We start from the raw sequence: 16,800 nt of genomic DNA, 5'->3' as shown, positions 1-16,800 counted from the left end.
GCGTGGGGATCCGTCCGTCGCCCGGGTCCGAGCCCCTGACGTCGGCAGCAGTCACCCCTGAGCCCCACTCGTCGTGTCGACACCCACGGTCCAGCGGAACGGCGGGTATGTTCCGATCTCTGCGCCCCAGTCCGGCTCGGGGTGGCCACGGTCGGCGAGAGCGGCGGCAGCGGCGACCCGGGTCGGCCGGCGGCCTCGGACGACCACGCCGGAGCCCGCGCGGCACTCGGCGTGGGGATCCGTCCGTCGCCCGGGTCCGAGCCCCTGACGTCGGCAGCAGTCACCCCTGAGCCCCACTCGTCGTGTCGACACCCACGGTCCAGCGGAAACGGCGGGTATGTTCCGATCTCTGCGCCCCACCCTACGCCGGTGCGCCGGTACCGCCACCCCACGAGCGGGCGCGACCCCGCCTCCGCACCGGCGGGCGGAGCCGGACGCAGGTTGTTACGATCCCGCGAAAGCACCTGCCCGACCGGCAGCCCTTGCGGAGAGGCGTGATCGAGTGGCCCAGGGGAGGAAACCCGAGGCCACCCCGCTGAGCACGGCCGTCGACCACTCCGACCCGGCGGCTCCCGTCATCTCGGTCGGCGGCGACCTCGCCTTCACCACGTCGGGGCCGTTGCGCGCCGAGGTCGACCGGGCCCTCGCCGAGCGTCCCCCGGTCCTCGTGCTGGACTTCGCCGACCTGCTCTTCATCGACAGCACCGGGCTGTCCGTGATCGTCCACGCCTGGCGCGAGGGGCAGCAGGTCGGCACGGCCCTGCGGCTGCGCGCCACCCCGCGTTTCCTGGACACCATCCTCGACATGACCGGCGTCACCGGTCTGCTGGCCCGACCGCTGCCCACCGCCCGGACCGAGGCCGCCGCGGCCGAGCTGCCCAGCCGGGGCGCCTCCGCCTGAGCCCCGGCGTTTCCCGGTCGCAGGAAGCTGGGAACATGGGTGCATGCCCAGTCAGCTGTTGTCCATCGAGGTGACCCGGCTCGACGCCGGGGGCGCCCGGCTACGGCTGACCGGTGACCTGGACTTCGACAGCGCGCCGGAGCTGATCGCCGCGGCCGCCCAGGTCCGCGCCGACGGCCACCGGGAGCTGCTGATCGACGTCGCCGGCGTCGCCCTCTGCGACTCCTCCGGGCTCAGCGCCTTCGTGATGATCGGCCGCGGCGGGGCCGGGCCGGTCCGGCTGACCGGCGTCAACCCGCAGCTTCAGCACCTGCTGGACCGCACCGGGCTCGCCGACGTGCTGGCGGTGGAGCACCCGCCCGCCGTCGGCGACGAGGTGCGCGAGGCGGGCTGAGGGAGCGTTCCCAGGGTCGGGGTGGCCCCCGACCTGGGACCAGGGGTCGGGGGCCGGGAGGATGGTCTACGTGGCCACGGCCGGTTGCAGGCGCGGCCCGTCCGCGCGCAGGTCGGTCGGGGACGGTGACTCGGCGTCCTCCGGCAGACCGGAATCGGGCGTCTGGAACAGGTACCGGACGAAGTCCGCACCGGCCTCGTTGACGTCCGACCCGGGCCACTGGCCGGCGCAGTCCATGCCCACCACCTCGCGGCCGGAACCGTCGGTCTCCTCGACCAGTGCCCACAGGCTCACCGGGTAGCACCGGGTGGCCTCCGGGCCGACCTGCCACCGGGAGTACCAGCCGGGTCGGGCGGGGACGATCTCGACGATCCTCTTCATGACGACCTTCCCTTCCGCGTTCCTCGGAAGATTTCCGGTCCGCCCCGATCGTGCGGCCGGGGCGGGTGAGCGTCCCTCACCCCCGGCGAGTGAACCCGCGACCGGGCTCGGCCCGTTACCTTCCGCCGGGCGGTGGGAACGCGACGGCGGACGAGGCGAACCCCGACAGGAGCGAGGTGCCACCATGCGCAAGCAGATGGAGGGCGACAACCAGCGCCGCCGGGCCCTGGCCCGCGACGCGCGTCGGCAGGGTCGACAGGCGAGCGAGACCGGCACCAGCCTGAGCGCGTCGAAGCAGATCACCAGCCTGGACCGGGGTCGACGGTCCGGTCCCCCGCCGGCCGGCCGGCACAAGCCGGACAGCACCCGGGGCGGGCCGGCGCCGCCGCCGATGGCGGTGGCGACCGCGACCCGGCCCCTGCCCGACTCCGGGCAGGGCAGTCGCGTGCAGCCGATGGGCTACCGCGAACTGGTCGACGAGGTCAGCCGGCGCGCGGGGGTGGACTTCCGCACCGCCAAGGTGGGTGCCGAGGCTACGGTGCTGGCGCTGGCCTGGGCGCTGGACGAGGCCGAGCGGGAACGGCTGCTCGAGGCCGTCCCGGTGAAGTTGCACGACGTGGTGCCGGTGGACGGCATCGAACGGCACCAGGACTTGCCGGGCTTCCTGGCCGAGGTGGGCCGGATCAGCGGGCGCACCCCGGAGCAGGCCCGCTACCAGGCGGAGGCGACCCTGGCCGCGCTGGCCGACCACGACGGCGACCTGATCGAGTCGCTCGACGTGCCGGACGGGCTGCGTGACCTGCTCACGCCGCCGGAACCGGGCGGTGGCCTGGTCGGCGCGCGCCGCGCCGCCGCCCCGCTGACCGAGGCGGAGCTGCGGGACGCCCTGGGCGACCTGCCGTACTGGTCCAGTGACCGCCAGTCGCTGGTGCGGACCATCGAGCTGCCCCCGGGCAACCTGGACCGGGTGCTCGACCTGCTCGACCAGCTCCGCGTGGACACCGGCCGCGGACCGCAGATCGGTCGCCCCGATCCGGACAACGCGGTGCTGACCGTCCGCAGCCGTAACGCCGACGCGGTGACCGCCGCCGACGTGGACCTGGCCCACCAGATCGACGACGCGATCGAGGACGCCGGCGCGGGCATCACCGCCGACTGAGCCGGCCGGCGGCCGGCCGTGGGCGCCACGCCCACCGGCCCGCCGCCGTGCCAGCCTGGCGACGCGCGGTCGTCCATGATCGGGTAGCAAAAACCGACACGACACCCGTCGCGAGTGACGGAAAACCGCACCCGATCATGGAACACCCCACCACCGAAGCTAGCGTGCCGGCATGGACAGCGGAGCAAACGACCGGCTGGAGCTGGTCGTCGACCCGGCGCGCCGGACCGGGCGCACGCTGCTCGCCGGGGGCGTCGCCCAGTCGTACGTGGACGTCGCCGACCCCCGCCACCTGCACTTCGAGTACGTCCGGCGGATGGCGACCCTGGTCGACCTGGCCGCGCCGCCGGCGCTGCCCCGTGCCGTCCTGCACCTGGGCGGCGGCGCGCTGACCCTGCCTCGGTACTTGGCGGCCACCCGCCCCGGGTCCGCGCAACGGGTCGTCGAACGCGACGCCGCGGTGGTCCGGCTGGTGGCCGAGGAGCTGCCGCCGGTCCCGGAGGTGGTGGTCGAGGTCGCCGACGCGCGGGACGCGGTCACCGCGTCGCCGGCCGGCGCGTACGACCTGGTGCTGGCCGACATCTACCGGGCGGCCCGGATGCCCGGGCACGTGGCCGGCGTCGAGTTCGTCGCCGAGGTCGCCCGGACGCTGCGTCCCGACGGCGTCTACCTGGTCAACGTCACGGATCTGCCCCCACTGGTCTTCACCCGGGTGCAGGTGGCCACCCTGCGTGCGATCTTCGCCGACGTCTGCCTGGTCGCCGACCGACGGATGCTGCGCGGCCGCCGGTACGGCAACGTGGTGCTGGCCGCCGCGCACCGCCCCGGTCGGCTTCCGATGCGCCGGCTCGCCACCCGGGTGGCCGCCGACCCGGTGCCCGGCGGGGTGCTGTACGGGCCGGATCTCGACGCGTTCGTCGGCGGGGCCCGCCCGGCCACCGACGCCACCCTCGGGGTGGCCTGACCCCTCGAACCGCTTCCGCACCACGGTGGCAGCGAGCCGGGGGTCGGGTTTCCCGGCCGCCGGCCCGGGTAGCCGCGCCGGATGAGCACCGCCGATGACCGGTCCACCGCCCGCAGCTCACTGATCGTCATCGGCCTGGTGCTGGCCACGGCGCTCGGCCTGGCGCTGCTGTGGGCCACCCGACGGATCCTCGTCTGGATCCTGATCGCCGCCTTCTTCGCGGTGGCGCTCGCCCCGCTGGTCGACCTCCTGCAACGGCGGCTGGTGCGGCGCCGGGCGCTGGCCACGCTGCTGGTCTTCCTCGCCGCCTTCGTCCTGCTGGCCGGGGTGGCCGCGCTGATCCTGGTGCCACTGCTGGACGAGCTGGGCCGCTTCGTCGACCGGGCCCCGGAGCTGCTGCGCGACGCCCGAGCCGGGCGCGGCCCCCTCGGCCAGTTCCTGGAACGCGTCGGGCTGCTCGGGTACGCCCGGCAGCACTCCGACCAGATCCAGCAGTACGGCGGGCGGCTGCGCCAGCCGGCGGTCGGACTGGTCCGGGGCGTGGCGGAGACCGTCGCCGGCCTGCTGACGATCATCGTGCTGGCGTACCTGATGGTCCTTGAGGCGCCGCGGATCAGCACAGCGTGCTCGGCCTGGTCGGGGACGGCCCGGCGCGGCGGCTGCACCGGATCGGGCGGGAGAGTTCACGCACCATCACCGGCTACCTCAGCGGGAACCTGCTGATCAGCGTGATCTGCGGCGTCCTGACGTACCTCGTGCTGCTCCTCACCGGGGTGCCGTTCGCCGCGGTGATCGCGCTGCTGGTCGCGGTCGCGGACCTGATTCCGTTGGTCGGGGCGACCCTGGGCGCGATCGTCGCGGCGGGGGCCGCGTTCCTGCACTCCCCCACCGCGGGGGTGGTGGTGCTGGTCTTCTTCGTCGTCTACCAGCAGGTGGAGAACCACCTGCTGCAACCGGTCATCCTCGCCCGGGCGGTCCACCTGAACCCGCTGACCGTGCTGGTCAGCGTGCTGCTCGCCGCAGAGCTGGCCGGGCTGGTGGGTGCGCTGCTAGCCATCCCGGCGGCCGGGATCGGGCAGATCCTGCTGCGGGAGTTCGTCCCCACCGGCGACCGCGAGCTGCCCGCTCCAACCGACCCGCGGGCCGGCCCGGCGACCGCTGAGGTCGGCCGGGCGGGGCGGGTCACCGGCGGACCGGCACCTCGGGCGACGAGCTCTCCAGCGGTACGGCGTGCGCCGGCACAGCCGAGCTGGGTGGCCGAGCGGGGCAGCGCGGCGTCGAGCACCCAGTCCGCCCCGACCCGCGTCCGGTTGCCGGGCATTGCCAGCAGGTGGTAGCCGCGGGTGACCGCCTTGGCCGGCAGCCCGGCCAGGGACACCTGCAGCGGGTTCGCCGCGGCATCCTTGCCACCCAGGTCGACCACCCAGCCGAGGTCGCGGTGCTTGTACGGCTTGCGCCTGCCGTGCCCGTACGAGGCGGCGATGTTCAGCGCGGCGAGCTTGCCCTGCCGCTGCGCGTGCTGCGCGGTCATCGCGCAGATCTGCCCCGGCCGGGTCAGGTCCGGCACGGCGGCGGCGTCGCCGCAGGCGTACACCTCGGGGAAGCCGGGGACGTTGAGATACTCGTCGACCACGAGCCGGCCCCGCTCGGTGCGCAGCCCCAGCTCGGCGACGAACGGGTCGGGGCGTACTCCGACGCACCAGACCAGCGTGCACGTCGGCACGTACTCGCCGTCGGTGAGCTTCACCCCGTCGGCGGTGGCCTCGGCGACCGAGGTGCCCATCCGCACGTCGACGCCGCGCCGGCGCAGCACCCGGTCGGCGGTGTCGGACATCCGCTTGTCCAACTCTGGCAGCACCCGGGCCGCCACATCGAGCAGCATCCAGCGGGGCCGGACGTTGAGCCGGGGCCGCTGGCGGCGCAGCGCGTCGGTGAAGAGCTGCCCGTGGGCGGCCACCTCCGTGCCGGTGTAGCCGGCGCCGACCACCACGAACGTCGACCGGGCCCGCTGTTCGGCCGGGTCCTCGGCCTGCTCGGCCAGCTCGAGCTGGCGGATCACGTGGTCGTGCAGGTAGACCGCCTCGGGCAGGCCGCGGAAGCCGTGCGCGTACTCGGTCACCCCGGGGATCGGCAGCAGCTTGTTGACGCTGCCCACGGCGAGCACCAGCCGGTCGTACGCGATCTTGTTCTGGTCGCCCTCCGGCTGGGTGAAACCCACCCAGCGGTTCTGCAGGTCGACCCGGTCGGCCTCGCCGACGACGACCCGCACGCCGTCGAGGGTGCCGGTCAGCGGCACCGAGATCCGCCTCGGCTCCACGACCCCGGCCGCCACCTCGGGCAGCAGAGGCAGGTAGAGGAAGTAGTCGGTGGAGTTGAGCAGCACGATCTCGGCCCGGTTGCGCGCGATCCGGCTCAGCGTCTTCGCCGCGTGGTAACCGGCGAACCCGGCCCCCACGATCACCACACGAGGTTTCGTCATGCCCGCTCCCGTTCCCGTCGACCCGCCCGACAAACGTGGCCCCGGTCGTCAGCCCGCCTCCAGCCGTACGTGTCCGGTCCGGCCGACCGCCTCGATCTCCCAGCGGCGCCCGAAGGCGCGCACCCGCTCGGCGGTCATCCGGCCGAACTCCTCCGGAATGTCCGGGTCGATGACGAGCCGGCCGTCGACCGGGTTGAGGTTCAGCATCGCCCGGAGCAGCGCCAGTGGGGCGCCGGCGGCCCACGCCTGCGGACTGCACGCCGTGGGATAGGGCACCGCGAACATCATCAGGTCGCGGGCGTAGCCGCTCAACGCCTCCGGGAGCCGGTAGCCGAACTGCTCGGCCGCCTCGAACATGGCCAGGCTGATCTGGTTCGCCTCGGCGCGGAAGCCGTACCGGACCATGCCCAGCGCGGCGAGGGAGTTGTCGTGCGGCCAGACGGTGCCGAGGTGGTAGCCGAGGGCGTTGTAGCTGCGCTCTTCGTTGGACAGCGTCCGGATCCCCCAGCCCGAGAACATCTCCGGCGACATGAGCTGGCGCACCACCTGCTCGGCCCGCTCCGGCAAGACGATGCCGCTCCACAGCAGGTGACCCATGTTCGATGTCTTCGCGTTGATCTGGTTCTTGTCGCCATCGAGACCGACCGCGTAGTAGCCGCCCCGCTCGCTGATCCAGAAGTCCCGGTTGAACCGCTCGTACAGGGCGGCGGCGTCGGCGCGCAGCCGCTGGGCCAGCGCCGGGTCGGCGAGCGGGCCGTCGGCCAGCTCGGCCAGCCGCAGCTTGGCGTCGTAGGTGTAGCCCTGCAGGTCGGAGGTGGCGATCGGCAGCACCGGGATCCGGCCGTCGGCGAAGCACACGCCGTCGGGCGAGTCCCGCCAGCACTGGTTGCCCAGCCCCTCCGGCGACCTGGTGGCGTACTCGACGTAGCCGTCGCCGTCCCGGTCGCCGTAGGAGTCGATCCAGTGCAACGCGGCCAGCGCATTGTCCCGAAGGTACCGCACGGTGTTGTCGTCGCGGGTCCACCGCCAGTACTCGCTGAGCAGGATCAGCCACAGCTGGGTGGCGTCGGCCGTGCCGTAGTTCGGGTTGTACGGTTTGACGCCGGTGCGGGTCAACTCGCCGCTGCGGAACTCGTGCAGGATCTTCCCCGGCTCCTCGTCGGTGAAGTCGTCGCACCGGGTGCCCTGCAGCCGAGCCAGCGCGAGCACCGCACCGCGGGCCAGCATCGGGCCGGCGACCAGGGTCTGGTAGGCGGTGATCAGCGTGTCGCGCCCGAAGACGCTGAGGAACCAGGGCAGGCCGGCGCCGGGCAACATCACCCGCTGGCCCTTGATCTCGAGATCCAGTCGCAGCGCCCCGAGATCGTCGCGCGACTGCCTGAGGACCCGTTCCAGCACCAGGTTGTCACTGCGCGTCAGGGCACGATCGCTCAGCCAGCGGCGCAGCGGGTCGTCCACCCGGCCGTGGATCACCTCGGAGATGTCGCCCTTGACCGGTTCCACCACCCCCAGGCCGGGCGGCAACGGGACGTGCAGATCGAGTTGCCAGATCTGACGGGGCGCCAGGTCGAGCTCCCACACCAGGTCGTCGCCCTCGATTCGGTTGGCCGGGGGCGAGGTCCGGACGGACGTCTGTGCGGTGAAGTCCCCGTTGGCGTAGGAGAAGGTCAGCGCCGTGCCGCCGGAGTTGTGGGTCCGGGAGATCTGCTCGGAGCGGTCCCGGACCCCGGACTTCACCTCGAACAGGTCGGCGAAGTCGGCCGCGACGGCGAGCCGGATCTCCAGCCGCACCGGCTCGGTGCGGAACGAGACCAGCTCGATACGTTCCCGGAAGCCGTCGCCGATGTAGCGCATCCGCCGCACGCCCAGACTGTCCGGAGGCAGGCCGGGCAACTCCGGATTGGTCAGCACGAACTGCGCTGAATAGTGCTGCAGGGTCTGCGACCGGAGCACCAACATCCGGCCGCCGTTGATGGTCAGAACCCATCCGCTCAGCAGCCGGGTGTCCAGGTGCACCAGGCCGCCGATGCTGCCCGGCGGCACGTCTCCCGCCTGATCGGTGTACATGAAGGTGGGACCGCTGAGCACGGCGATCGAATCCGGGCCGAGTTCGGGCGGCGCGGCCCGTTGGTCGCCACTCTCCCGTGCCGTAAGCAGGCCCGGTGTCGGGTCGGCGGGTGTGGGACGCACAGCTGCCATGGGCCCACCCTAGGAACGGCGCTCACCACCCGACCTCATCCGCTCCGGGTGATTTTCCTCGATCCACCATCTTGGATATGGACAGATCCCCCAACCGGTGGTGAGGATGCCGTCATGGGAGCACACGAGAGCACCGGCGACCGGCCCACGAGGTCCACCCGCCGCACCTTCCTGTCCGCCTCCGCCGTCGCGACCGCCGCCACCGTCGCCGTACCGCTGACCGCCGGGCCGACCCCGGCGCAGGCCGCGCCGCCCCCCCGGCCCTGGCCACCCGATTCGACCCCAGAACCCGGACCGCGAGCTGCGCGCCCTGCTGCGGGAGGTGGACCGGGACCGGATCGAGGCCATCGTCCGCCGGCTCGCCGCCTTCGGCACCCGGCACACCCTCTCTGACCAGGACGACCCGGTCCGGGGCATCGGGGCCGCCCGGGACTGGATCTTCGAGCAGCTCTCCGGGTACGCCGCCGCCTCCGGCGGCCGGATGACCGTGGAACTCCAGTCCTACGTGCAGGAGCCGGCCTCGCGCATCCCGGTCGCCACCCGGATCACCAACGTGGTCGCCACCCTGCGGGGCGACGTCAGCCCGAATCGGGTGTACGTCGTCACCGGTCACTACGACTCGCGCGCGACCGACGTCATGGACGCGGTCAGCGACGCCCCGGGCGCGGACGACGACGCCTCCGGCGTGGCGGTGCTGATGGAGCTGGCCCGGGTGCTGGCCACCCGGCGCAGCGAGGCGACCATCGTCCTCGCCGCCGTCGCCGGCGAGGAGCAGGGGCTGTACGGCTCGGCGTACCTGGCGAAGCAGCTCAAGGCCGCCGGCGTGGACGTGCAGGGGATGTTCAGCAACGACATCGTCGGGTCCAGCACGGCCGACGACGGCACCCGCGACCCGCGCGCCGTCCGGCTCTTCGCCGAAGGGGTGCCGACCGCGGAGACTCCGGCGGAGGCGAGCACCCGGCAGTCGGTCGGCGGGGAGAACGACTCCCCGTCGCGCCAGCTCGCCCGGTTCGTCAGCGACGTCGCCGAGAACGGCGCCACCGGGATGCGGGTGCGGGTGATCTACCGGCGGGACCGCTACCTGCGCGGCAGCGACCACATCTCGTTCCTGCGCGAGGGCTGGCCGGCCGGCCGGTTCACCGAGCCCAACGAGGACTTCGCCCACCAGCACCAGGACGTCCGGGTGGTCGACGGGATGCAGTACGGGGACCTGCCGGAGTTCTGCGACTTCGACTACATCACCCGGGTCGCCCTGGTCAACGGCGCGACGCTCTGGTCGCTCGCGCAGGCGCCGGGCACCCCGAAGGGCGCCACCGTCGTGACGACCAACCTCACCAACGACACCACGCTGCGCTGGCGGCGCGGCGACGAGCCGGACCTGGCCGGGTACGAGGTGGTGTGGCGGGAGACCACCGCCGCCGAGTGGCAGCGGGTGATCCCGGTCGGCGACGTCACCGAGGTGACCGTCGACCTGTCCAAGGACAACGTCTTCTTCGGCGTGCGGGCCGTCGACCGGGACGGCCACCGCAGCCCGGTGGCGTTCCCCCGGCCGGGAAGCTGACCGGTTCGGTAGCGCTTCGCGGGGTCGGCGTTCGGCGCGCGGCCCCGCGCCCGTCGCGTCACCGCGGTGGCAACCTCCCGACATCGGTGACGCTGCGTTCACGATCCGACTGCGCCGCGCGACCGCGCCGCCCACCCTGATCCTCGTTCGACCACCATCGATCGGAGGAGCAGATGAGATTCCGCCGTGCCGTCGCCGTCGCGCTGGCCGCCCTGTCGGCGGCCGTGGGGCTCGCACCGCCCGCGCCCGCCGCCGCGGCCACCGCGGACCGGTGGGGCTTCGCGTACGTCGGGGACCCGACCGTGCCCGCCTGGACCACCCTGGACACCACCCGCCAGTGGGGCAGCTGGAAGAGCGCCTTCCCCGCCTCGTGGGCGCAGGGCGCCAAGCTCGCGCCCGGCCGCTTCCTGGTGCGCTTCCCGCAGGTCGGCGCCGGGTCCCGGGGCGTGCCACACGTGACGCCGGTGAACCGGACCCGGCACTACTGCGAGGTGGTGCGCTGGTACCAGTCGGGCACCGACGAGATCGTCGACGTGCAGTGCCACAAGCCGGGCGGCACGCGTGACGACAGCTCGTTCACCGTGCTCTGGACCACCAGCTCCGGGGTGTTGCCGGCCGGCACCGCGCACGCGTACCTGCAGGGCGGGGTGAGCGGCGTGGTCCAGTCGTACAACTCCACCGGCGCGGGGGTCTCGCTGGCCCCGTTCGGGGTCGGGCAGTGGTCGGTGAAGCTGCCGGGCGTCGGGCTGGCCGGGGTGCTCGCCGGCAACGTGCAGGTCACCGCGATCCAGCCGAACGCCGGGCCACGCCGGTGCAAGGTCTACCGGTGCGCGCCCGCCGGCACGGACGTGGTCGTGTACGTGCTCTGCTTCGACCAGGCGGGCGCGCCGGTCGACACCGACTTCGCGCTGTCGTACCACCGGGGCCGGTCGGTGATCGGGTCGCTCGCCTCGCCGAAGTACTTCGGGCACCTGGCCAGCGCCGCCGGTGGCCCGACCAACGACAACTCCATCCTCGGCGTGGGCGCCAACACCATCGCCCCGCTCGCGCCGGCGGGCCGCTACCTGGTCACCTTCAAGCAGCTCGGGCAGAAGGAGACGCACGCGCAGGTGACCGCGCAGGGCGGCGGCTCGCACTACTGCCACCTGACCCAGCCCTGGTCGTACGCCCTGGACGCGCCGGTCGACGTGATCTGCTTCGACAACGCCGGGGTGCCGACCCCGCACGACGTGCTGGTCGCCTTCACCTCGCGGATCTGAGCGCGGCTCACCGGTGCCCGCCGCCCACGGCGGGTACCGGTCAGGCCGGGGCGGTGACCGCCCAGCGCTCGTGGTCGCGCCACGCCCCGTCGATGAAGAGGTAGTCCGGCGAGAAGCCCTCCAGCCGGAAGCCCAGCCTGCGGGCCACCCGCCGGGACGGCTCGTTGCCCGGCTGGATGTTCGCCTCGACCCGGTGCAGGCCCAACGTGTCGAAGGCGTGCGCCAGCACCAGCCCGATGCCGGCCGAGGCGTGCCCGGTCCCGCTGTAGGGCAGGAACGCGGCGTAGCCCATGAAGCCGCCGGGCAGCGGACCCATGATGATGCCGCTGATGTTGACGTAGCCGGCGATACCGCCGCTAGGGCGGTCGCAGATGAGGAAGCGCTGCTGGTCGCGACGGCGCGCCTTGGCCAGGTACGCGGCGAACTTCTCGGCGGTGTCGGGGGCGGTCAGCCAGGGGTGGTGCAGGTCGCGGCTGCGGCGGGCGGCGGCGACGAACTCGGCCTCGTCGGCGGGACGCGGGCGTCGGATGCCGACCGGGCCGGCGCTGCGCAGGTATCTCACGCGCGACCACTCTGGTCCCGACGGTGGGCCTTGTCCAACCGGAATCCGGGGTCGCGAGCGGGACGTACCGGCCCGTCGGGTGGGCCGGACCACCGACGATCGGAGGCTGATCATGGGTACGGCTGCTCTCGGCACGATGCTGGCCTCCGCTTCGTCGCGGGCGACCCGGCTCGCCTGACCCCCGGTCCGTCCCGGGGTCCCGCACCCCGCCTCGCCCGTCGCGAAGCGATGAGGTGACCCGCCGTCCGCGCGGGTCCTTCGTCCTGGCGTGACCACGCCACCACATCGCTTCCGAGGGAGTCCTCGTGTTTCCGCAGTTCCCGTGCGGGCGCCTCCGCGTGCCCGCACGTCGTCACCTGCCCGGGCGGTCCCGATGACCGGCGTCAGCACACCGGCTCGGCCCGGACTTCGCCCGACTCTGGACCGCCAACGCCGTCTCCAACCTCGGCGACGGGATGACCATGATCGCCGGTCCGCTCCTGGTCGCCTCGATCAGCGACGACCCGGCGGCGGTCGCCGCGGCGGCGCTCGCCCCGCAGCTGCCCTGGTTGCTCTTCGCCCTGGTCAGCGGGGCGCTGGGGACCGCCTCGACCGGCGCCGGCTGGTCGTCACGGTCAACCTGGCCCGGGGCGCGGTGCTCGCCGCGCTGGCCGTCGCGGTCCTCGCCGGGGCGGCCACCGTCCCGCTGATCTGCCTGGCGTTCTTCCTGACCGGGGTCGGCGAGACCCTGGCCGACACCGCCTCCGGGGCGCTGCTGCCCTCGGGTGTGCACGCGATGGTCTGGGGCGTGCTGGTGGTGTCGCTGCGCCAGCGCCTGGTCCCGGGCCGGCTGGGCGGCCGGGTGAACAGCGTCTACGCACTGGCCGACCTGGGCGGGGCCGCCGTCGGCACCGCGCTGGGCGGGCTGCTCGCCCAGACCACCGGGGCGATCACCGCACCGTTGTGGGCGGCGGCCGCGGCGCTGGCCGTGCTCACCCTCGCCGTCTGGCGACGGCTGGCCGCCGCCGGTTCACCGAACCGGGGCCCGACCGCCGTCGCACGGCGGCCGGGCCCCGGGCTCAACCGACCGTGACGTCCTGGAACTCGGCCAGCGCATCGAAGACGTTCACCCCGAGCCGGCCGGCGACGTACGTGCCGTCGGTGACGTCGATGACCGGGCCGGTGCCGGCGTCGAGCCAGACCTGGATGCGGGGACCCGTGGCGACGACCCGCAGCCGGTAGGTCCGGCCGGCAACGATCGCGGTGGGGTGCACCGCGAGGTCGCGACCGGGCCGCCAGAGCTTGACCAGGCCGTCGGTGTCGATGTTGACGGTGTAGTGGCTGGTGCCGTCGGCGCTGGCCCGGAAGGTCAGTCCGGCGGCGCGCCCGCTGAGCACCCGCACGTCACCGGAGTAGGTGAGGTCGCCGGCGGTGCGTTCGCTGAGCCGGAAGCCGTTGTCCATCCGCCGCCCGCGCAGGCCGCCGGTCGGCACCGTCCACTCCCCGCTCGCCGGGTTCCAGCGCTGGGCGAGGTTGGTGCGGAAACCCGCGGCGTTCCGCTGGGCGTTCTGCACCACCGCCGTACCGGCGAAGACGTTCACCCCGAGGTATCCGCCGGTGTGGGTCGCGTCGATCGCGTCGATCACCGGCGTCGCGCCGTGGTCCAGCCAGACCTTGATGCTGGCGCCGCTGGTCACCACCTTCAGGTGGTAGGTCCGACCCCGGCTGATCGGCGTGGCGTGCACGGCGATGTCCCGACCCGGTCGCCAGAGCTTCACCAGCCCGGCCGCGTCCACGTTGGCGGTGTAGTGGGCGGTGTAGTGGGCGCTGCCGTCGGCGCTGGCCCGGAAGGTGATCCCGGCCGCCGCCGCGGTCTCCAACCTCAGGTCGGCCTCGTAGCTGAGGTCCGCGCCGGTGCTGTCGCTGAGGTAGAAGCCGTCCCCGGCCGCGTCGCCGCGCTTGCCGCCGGTCACGTCGGTCCAGGTGCCACCGACGGCCCGCCACGGGCCGGCCAGGTTCGACTCCAGGGTGGACTCGCCCCGCCCCCAGGTGGAGCCGATCCGGTGCAGGTGCAGCGACACCACCCGGACGGCACCGCCCTCGGCGAAGAGCCGGATCCCCCGGCTGGTCGGGGCGGAGTCGAAGGCGACGTTGTCGGTCCAGGACAGCCGGCCGTCGTTGCCGAAGATCTCCAGCTGCCCCCGGTCGACCAGGATGCACATCCTGACCCGTCCGCCGACCGGGGCGAGCGGCGCCCCGTAGAGGGTCTGGGCGGGGCGGTCGTAGGTGACGCGCCGATCGTACGTGCCGTCGGCGCGGGCGTGCAGGTCGAAGCCGAAGCGGGTGGCGGTGGCCGAGGCGGTGTCGAACTCGGCGACCAGTTCGTAGGTGTCGGCGCTGGTCCCGGCGAGCGGGTCGGTGGCCGGGTCGGGCGCGACCGTCCGCTCCGACCAGCTCTGGCTGCCGGTACGCAGCGAGGCCAGTTCGGCGACCGGGAAGCGGGTCAGCCCGACCCCCTCCGGGTAGGTGCGCAGGCCGAGCTGCACCGGGACGGTCGCGTTGCCGGTCCAGCCGCCGCCGGTGTTGCCCGGTTGCCAGGCCATCTGCACCACCCGGCCGCCGGGCATGTTCTCGAAGGTGAGTCCGGCGTAGAAGGTGCCGAAGTAGCTGTTGTGTCCCTGGTCCATCCGCTGCGGGGTGGGCTGGTCGGCGGTGAAGCTGACGCCGTCGAAGGAGCCGACGACGTACTCTCCGCTGGCGTCGGTGAGCACCCACTTCGTCGGACCGGTGCCGTCCAGCGGCAGGGCGAACAGGTCGGGGCATTCGAGCAGCCAGTCGGCGGCGTACCGGCTGCGGAAGGTCCAGTCACGCAGGTTGGGTGAGGTGTAGAGCAACGCGGCGTTGCCGCCGTTGTCGGACCAGACCACCATCACCCAGCGGCTGGTGGGGGCGTGCCAGAAGACCTTCGGATCCCGGCTATTCGCCGGCATGCTGATGACCTTGCGCCCTCCGTCGTGGTTCTGGAAGGTCCGGCCGCCGTCGTTGCTGTAGGCGACGCTGACCCCGTTGGTGCCGGTGAAGACCACGATCGGGGCGTCGGGCCCGGTGGCGAACCCGGAGGTGTTGGCGCTGTCCACCACTCCCCCGCCGGACCAGAGGTCCCCGGGGTGCACGCCGGGTTCCAGCGCGATCGGCTGCTGCGTCCAGTGCACCAGGTCCGGGCTGGTGGCGTGCCCCCAGTGCATGGTGTCCCAACCGAGCCCGTGCGGGTTGTGCTGGAAGAACAGGTGGTAGAGCCCGTTGTGGTAGAGCGGGGCGTTGACGTCGTTCATCCACCCCGCCCGCGGGCTGAAGTGGAACTGCCCGCGCTGCGGCTCGGAGTAGTCGGTCGTCGGGTAGGGGAATTCCGGATAGTCACCGGGCGTGCCGGCCGCCGCGGGCAGTCCCGGCAGCAGCGCGGCGGCGGTCGCGACGAGGGCGAGCAACAGGCCCGCGCGGGTACGCACCGAGGCCGCCGTCACGGGGTCGCGCGGAACGCGTGGTTGGTGGTGTACGCCTGGAACTGGGCCGCGGTGCCGCTGTCCAGCACCCGGGTGCCGGTGGTGGTGGCGTCCAGCACGACGTTCTTCGTCGCCACGTTGGCCACCACGTGGTTGGTGGCGATCACGTTGTTCGCCCCCGAGGCGACCAGGATCATCGTCGGCGTCGCGCCCGACGGGGTGATCTTCGCCGGGTCGACGTACCAGGCGATCAGGTTGCCGGTGACGAGGTTGTTGTCGCCGCGTAGCTGGATCACCCCGAACAGGTCGTCCCGACCGTTGCCGTACGGCTGCATCGGCCCCCACGGCTCCGCCTCCCGGCGCAGGTGGTTGCCGCTGATCAGGTTCTCCTTGTTCAACCCCTCGAAGGTGATCATCCCGGGGTAGAAGCCGTGCAGCCGGTTCGCGGTGATCGAGGATCGGTTGGTGTTCTTGAACTGGATGGCGCTCTTGCCCCGGGGGAAGATGTTGTTGGCGGTGACCAGCAGCCCCTCGTGTCCCTCGGCGAACAGCGAATATCCGACGTAGCCGGCGCCGATGAGGTTGTCGGTGACCTTGGACGCCTGACCGGAGCCGATCAGCTCGACGCAGCTGCCGCACTCGGCGATGAAGTTGTCGGTGACGCTGAGCGCGTCGGCGTCCCGGACCACCAGGGCCTGCTCCAGATAGACGAACCCCATCCGTTCGATCCGGAACGCGTCGTTGGCGGTGTCGACCAGGATGCCGATCTTGCCGTTGCGGTAGGAGTTCTGGTTGGTGGTGAAACCGACCCCGTCCAGGCAGAAGTTCTCGAAGACCACCGAGCTCAGGCGGGGGTTGCCGGTGCGGGCCACCCGGAACGCCTCGGCGCGGCCGTCGGTGTTCTCCACCCGGATCCGGCTGCCACCGGGCCAGATCTCCCACCAGGAGGAGGTGTCCCCGGAGTTGTAGCGGATGCTGGAGGAGGTGAAGCCGTGCCCGGAGCCCTTGATGGTCAGGTAGCTGACGTCCACGGTGACCCGGGTCTTGAGCGGGTAGTCGCCGGGCGGCAGGTAGATCACGGCGCCGGGCTTGCTCCACTGGTTGGGCTGGCTGGCCTTGATGTCGGCGATGATGCTGTTGATCACGGCGCCGACGTCGGTCCAGCAGGTGACGGCGGGGTTGCCGGGCACGGTCCAGGTGGTCACGTCGTAGACGGTGGACATGGGACTCCCTTGCGGTCTGGTGGGTTGGACCGCAAGCCCCACCCGCCCCACCTGCCATGAGGACCCCGCCATGTCGTTTACGAGGTCGACCGGGTCGGCGGGGCAAGCCACCACGGCCATGATCAAGCGCGGTGCGGGCGGGGCGTTGCGGTAGGGGTGGGTCAGAGGACGCCGATGAGGGTGCGGTGCGCGTGGGTGAGGCGAGCCGGGGCGGTGGGTGCGGCGGCGCGCGGGGTCGG

At 72.9% G+C, this 16,800-nt stretch carries 12 protein-coding genes and 3 pseudogenes; 9 read left to right on the top strand and 6 right to left on the bottom strand.

The features are described from left to right. The first annotated feature begins 502 nt into the window (after positions 1-502). Both JNW89_RS09515 and JNW89_RS09510 read left to right on the top strand, forming a co-directional pair. Positions 503-901 carry an STAS domain-containing protein gene (locus tag JNW89_RS09515; RefSeq protein WP_238448599.1) on the top strand — a complete coding sequence of 133 codons (399 nt, stop codon included), beginning with the start codon at positions 503-505 and terminating at the stop codon, positions 899-901. A 43-nt stretch (positions 902-944) separates the two neighbouring features. Further along, positions 945-1,295, top strand: coding sequence for an STAS domain-containing protein (locus JNW89_RS09510; protein WP_238448598.1), 351 nt, complete (start codon positions 945-947; stop codon positions 1,293-1,295). A 66-nt stretch (positions 1,296-1,361) separates the two neighbouring features. On the opposite strand, the gene JNW89_RS09505 is transcribed toward JNW89_RS09510, so the two are convergent. After that, positions 1,362-1,676, bottom strand: a complete 315-nt coding sequence (locus JNW89_RS09505) for a hypothetical protein (protein ID WP_238448597.1) — start codon at positions 1,674-1,676, stop codon at positions 1,362-1,364. Between the two features lie 184 nt (positions 1,677-1,860). Here JNW89_RS09505 and JNW89_RS09500 point away from each other — a divergent pair, with 184 nt between their 5' ends. From JNW89_RS09500 to JNW89_RS36620, 4 genes and pseudogenes are all read left to right on the top strand, one after another. Continuing rightward, positions 1,861-2,835 (top strand): DUF2267 domain-containing protein, encoded by a 975-nt coding sequence (locus JNW89_RS09500; protein WP_238448596.1) that lies wholly within the window; start codon positions 1,861-1,863, stop codon positions 2,833-2,835. A gap of 172 nt (positions 2,836-3,007) precedes the next feature. After that, a complete protein-coding gene (locus tag JNW89_RS09495; protein WP_238448595.1) occupies positions 3,008-3,799 on the top strand; it encodes a spermidine synthase in 792 nt (263 codons plus the stop codon). Between the two features lie 81 nt (positions 3,800-3,880). Next, positions 3,881-4,522, top strand: coding sequence for an AI-2E family transporter (locus tag JNW89_RS09490; RefSeq protein ID WP_255540603.1), 642 nt, complete (start codon positions 3,881-3,883; stop codon positions 4,520-4,522). Beyond that, positions 4,423-4,833 (top strand): annotated as a pseudogene (locus JNW89_RS36620) (AI-2E family transporter); the annotation flags it as partial. The gene JNW89_RS09490 and the pseudogene JNW89_RS36620, both read left to right, overlap by 100 nt. A 148-nt stretch (positions 4,834-4,981) precedes the next feature. Here the strand turns inward: JNW89_RS36620 and JNW89_RS09485 are convergent. Together JNW89_RS09485 and JNW89_RS09480 are read right to left on the bottom strand one after the other, a co-directional pair. Beyond that, positions 4,982-6,278: pseudogene (locus JNW89_RS09485) on the bottom strand (NAD(P)/FAD-dependent oxidoreductase). Positions 6,279-6,326: 48 nt separating this feature from the next. Beyond that, positions 6,327-8,477, bottom strand: coding sequence for a glycogen debranching N-terminal domain-containing protein (locus JNW89_RS09480; protein ID WP_238448594.1), 2,151 nt, complete (start codon positions 8,475-8,477; stop codon positions 6,327-6,329). Between the two features lie 322 nt (positions 8,478-8,799). On the opposite strand from JNW89_RS09480, the gene JNW89_RS09475 reads away from it, so the two are divergent. Then, positions 8,800-10,038, top strand: coding sequence for a M20/M25/M40 family metallo-hydrolase (locus tag JNW89_RS09475; RefSeq protein ID WP_238448593.1), 1,239 nt, complete (start codon positions 8,800-8,802; stop codon positions 10,036-10,038). Positions 10,039-10,211: 173 nt separating this feature from the next. Continuing rightward, entirely contained in the window at positions 10,212-11,297 is a 1,086-nt protein-coding gene (locus JNW89_RS09470; protein ID WP_238448592.1) for a hypothetical protein, read from the top strand. Positions 11,298-11,337: 40 nt separating this feature from the next. Here JNW89_RS09470 and JNW89_RS09465 read toward each other — a convergent pair whose 3' ends face one another. After that, entirely contained in the window at positions 11,338-11,859 is a 522-nt protein-coding gene (locus JNW89_RS09465) for a GNAT family N-acetyltransferase (protein WP_238448591.1), read from the bottom strand. Positions 11,860-12,320: 461 nt separating this feature from the next. On the opposite strand from JNW89_RS09465, the pseudogene JNW89_RS09460 reads away from it, so the two are divergent. Then, positions 12,321-12,931: pseudogene (locus tag JNW89_RS09460) on the top strand (MFS transporter). Here the strand turns inward: JNW89_RS09460 and JNW89_RS09455 are convergent. Together JNW89_RS09455 and JNW89_RS09450 are read right to left on the bottom strand one after the other, a co-directional pair. Further along, positions 12,918-15,344: a glycoside hydrolase family 32 protein gene (locus JNW89_RS09455; RefSeq protein ID WP_238448590.1), complete on the bottom strand. Its 2,427-nt coding sequence runs from the start codon at positions 15,342-15,344 to the stop codon at positions 12,918-12,920. The pseudogene JNW89_RS09460 and the gene JNW89_RS09455 sit on opposite strands and share 14 nt — an antisense overlap. A gap of 11 nt (positions 15,345-15,355) precedes the next feature. Continuing rightward, positions 15,356-16,561, bottom strand: a complete 1,206-nt coding sequence (locus JNW89_RS09450; protein WP_238448589.1) for a NosD domain-containing protein — start codon at positions 16,559-16,561, stop codon at positions 15,356-15,358. Between the last annotated feature and the right edge of the window lie 239 nt (positions 16,562-16,800).

The sequence above is a fragment of the Micromonospora sp. 4G55 genome (genome assembly GCF_016803375.1).
This window is presented reverse-complemented; position numbering and strand designations above follow the sequence as displayed.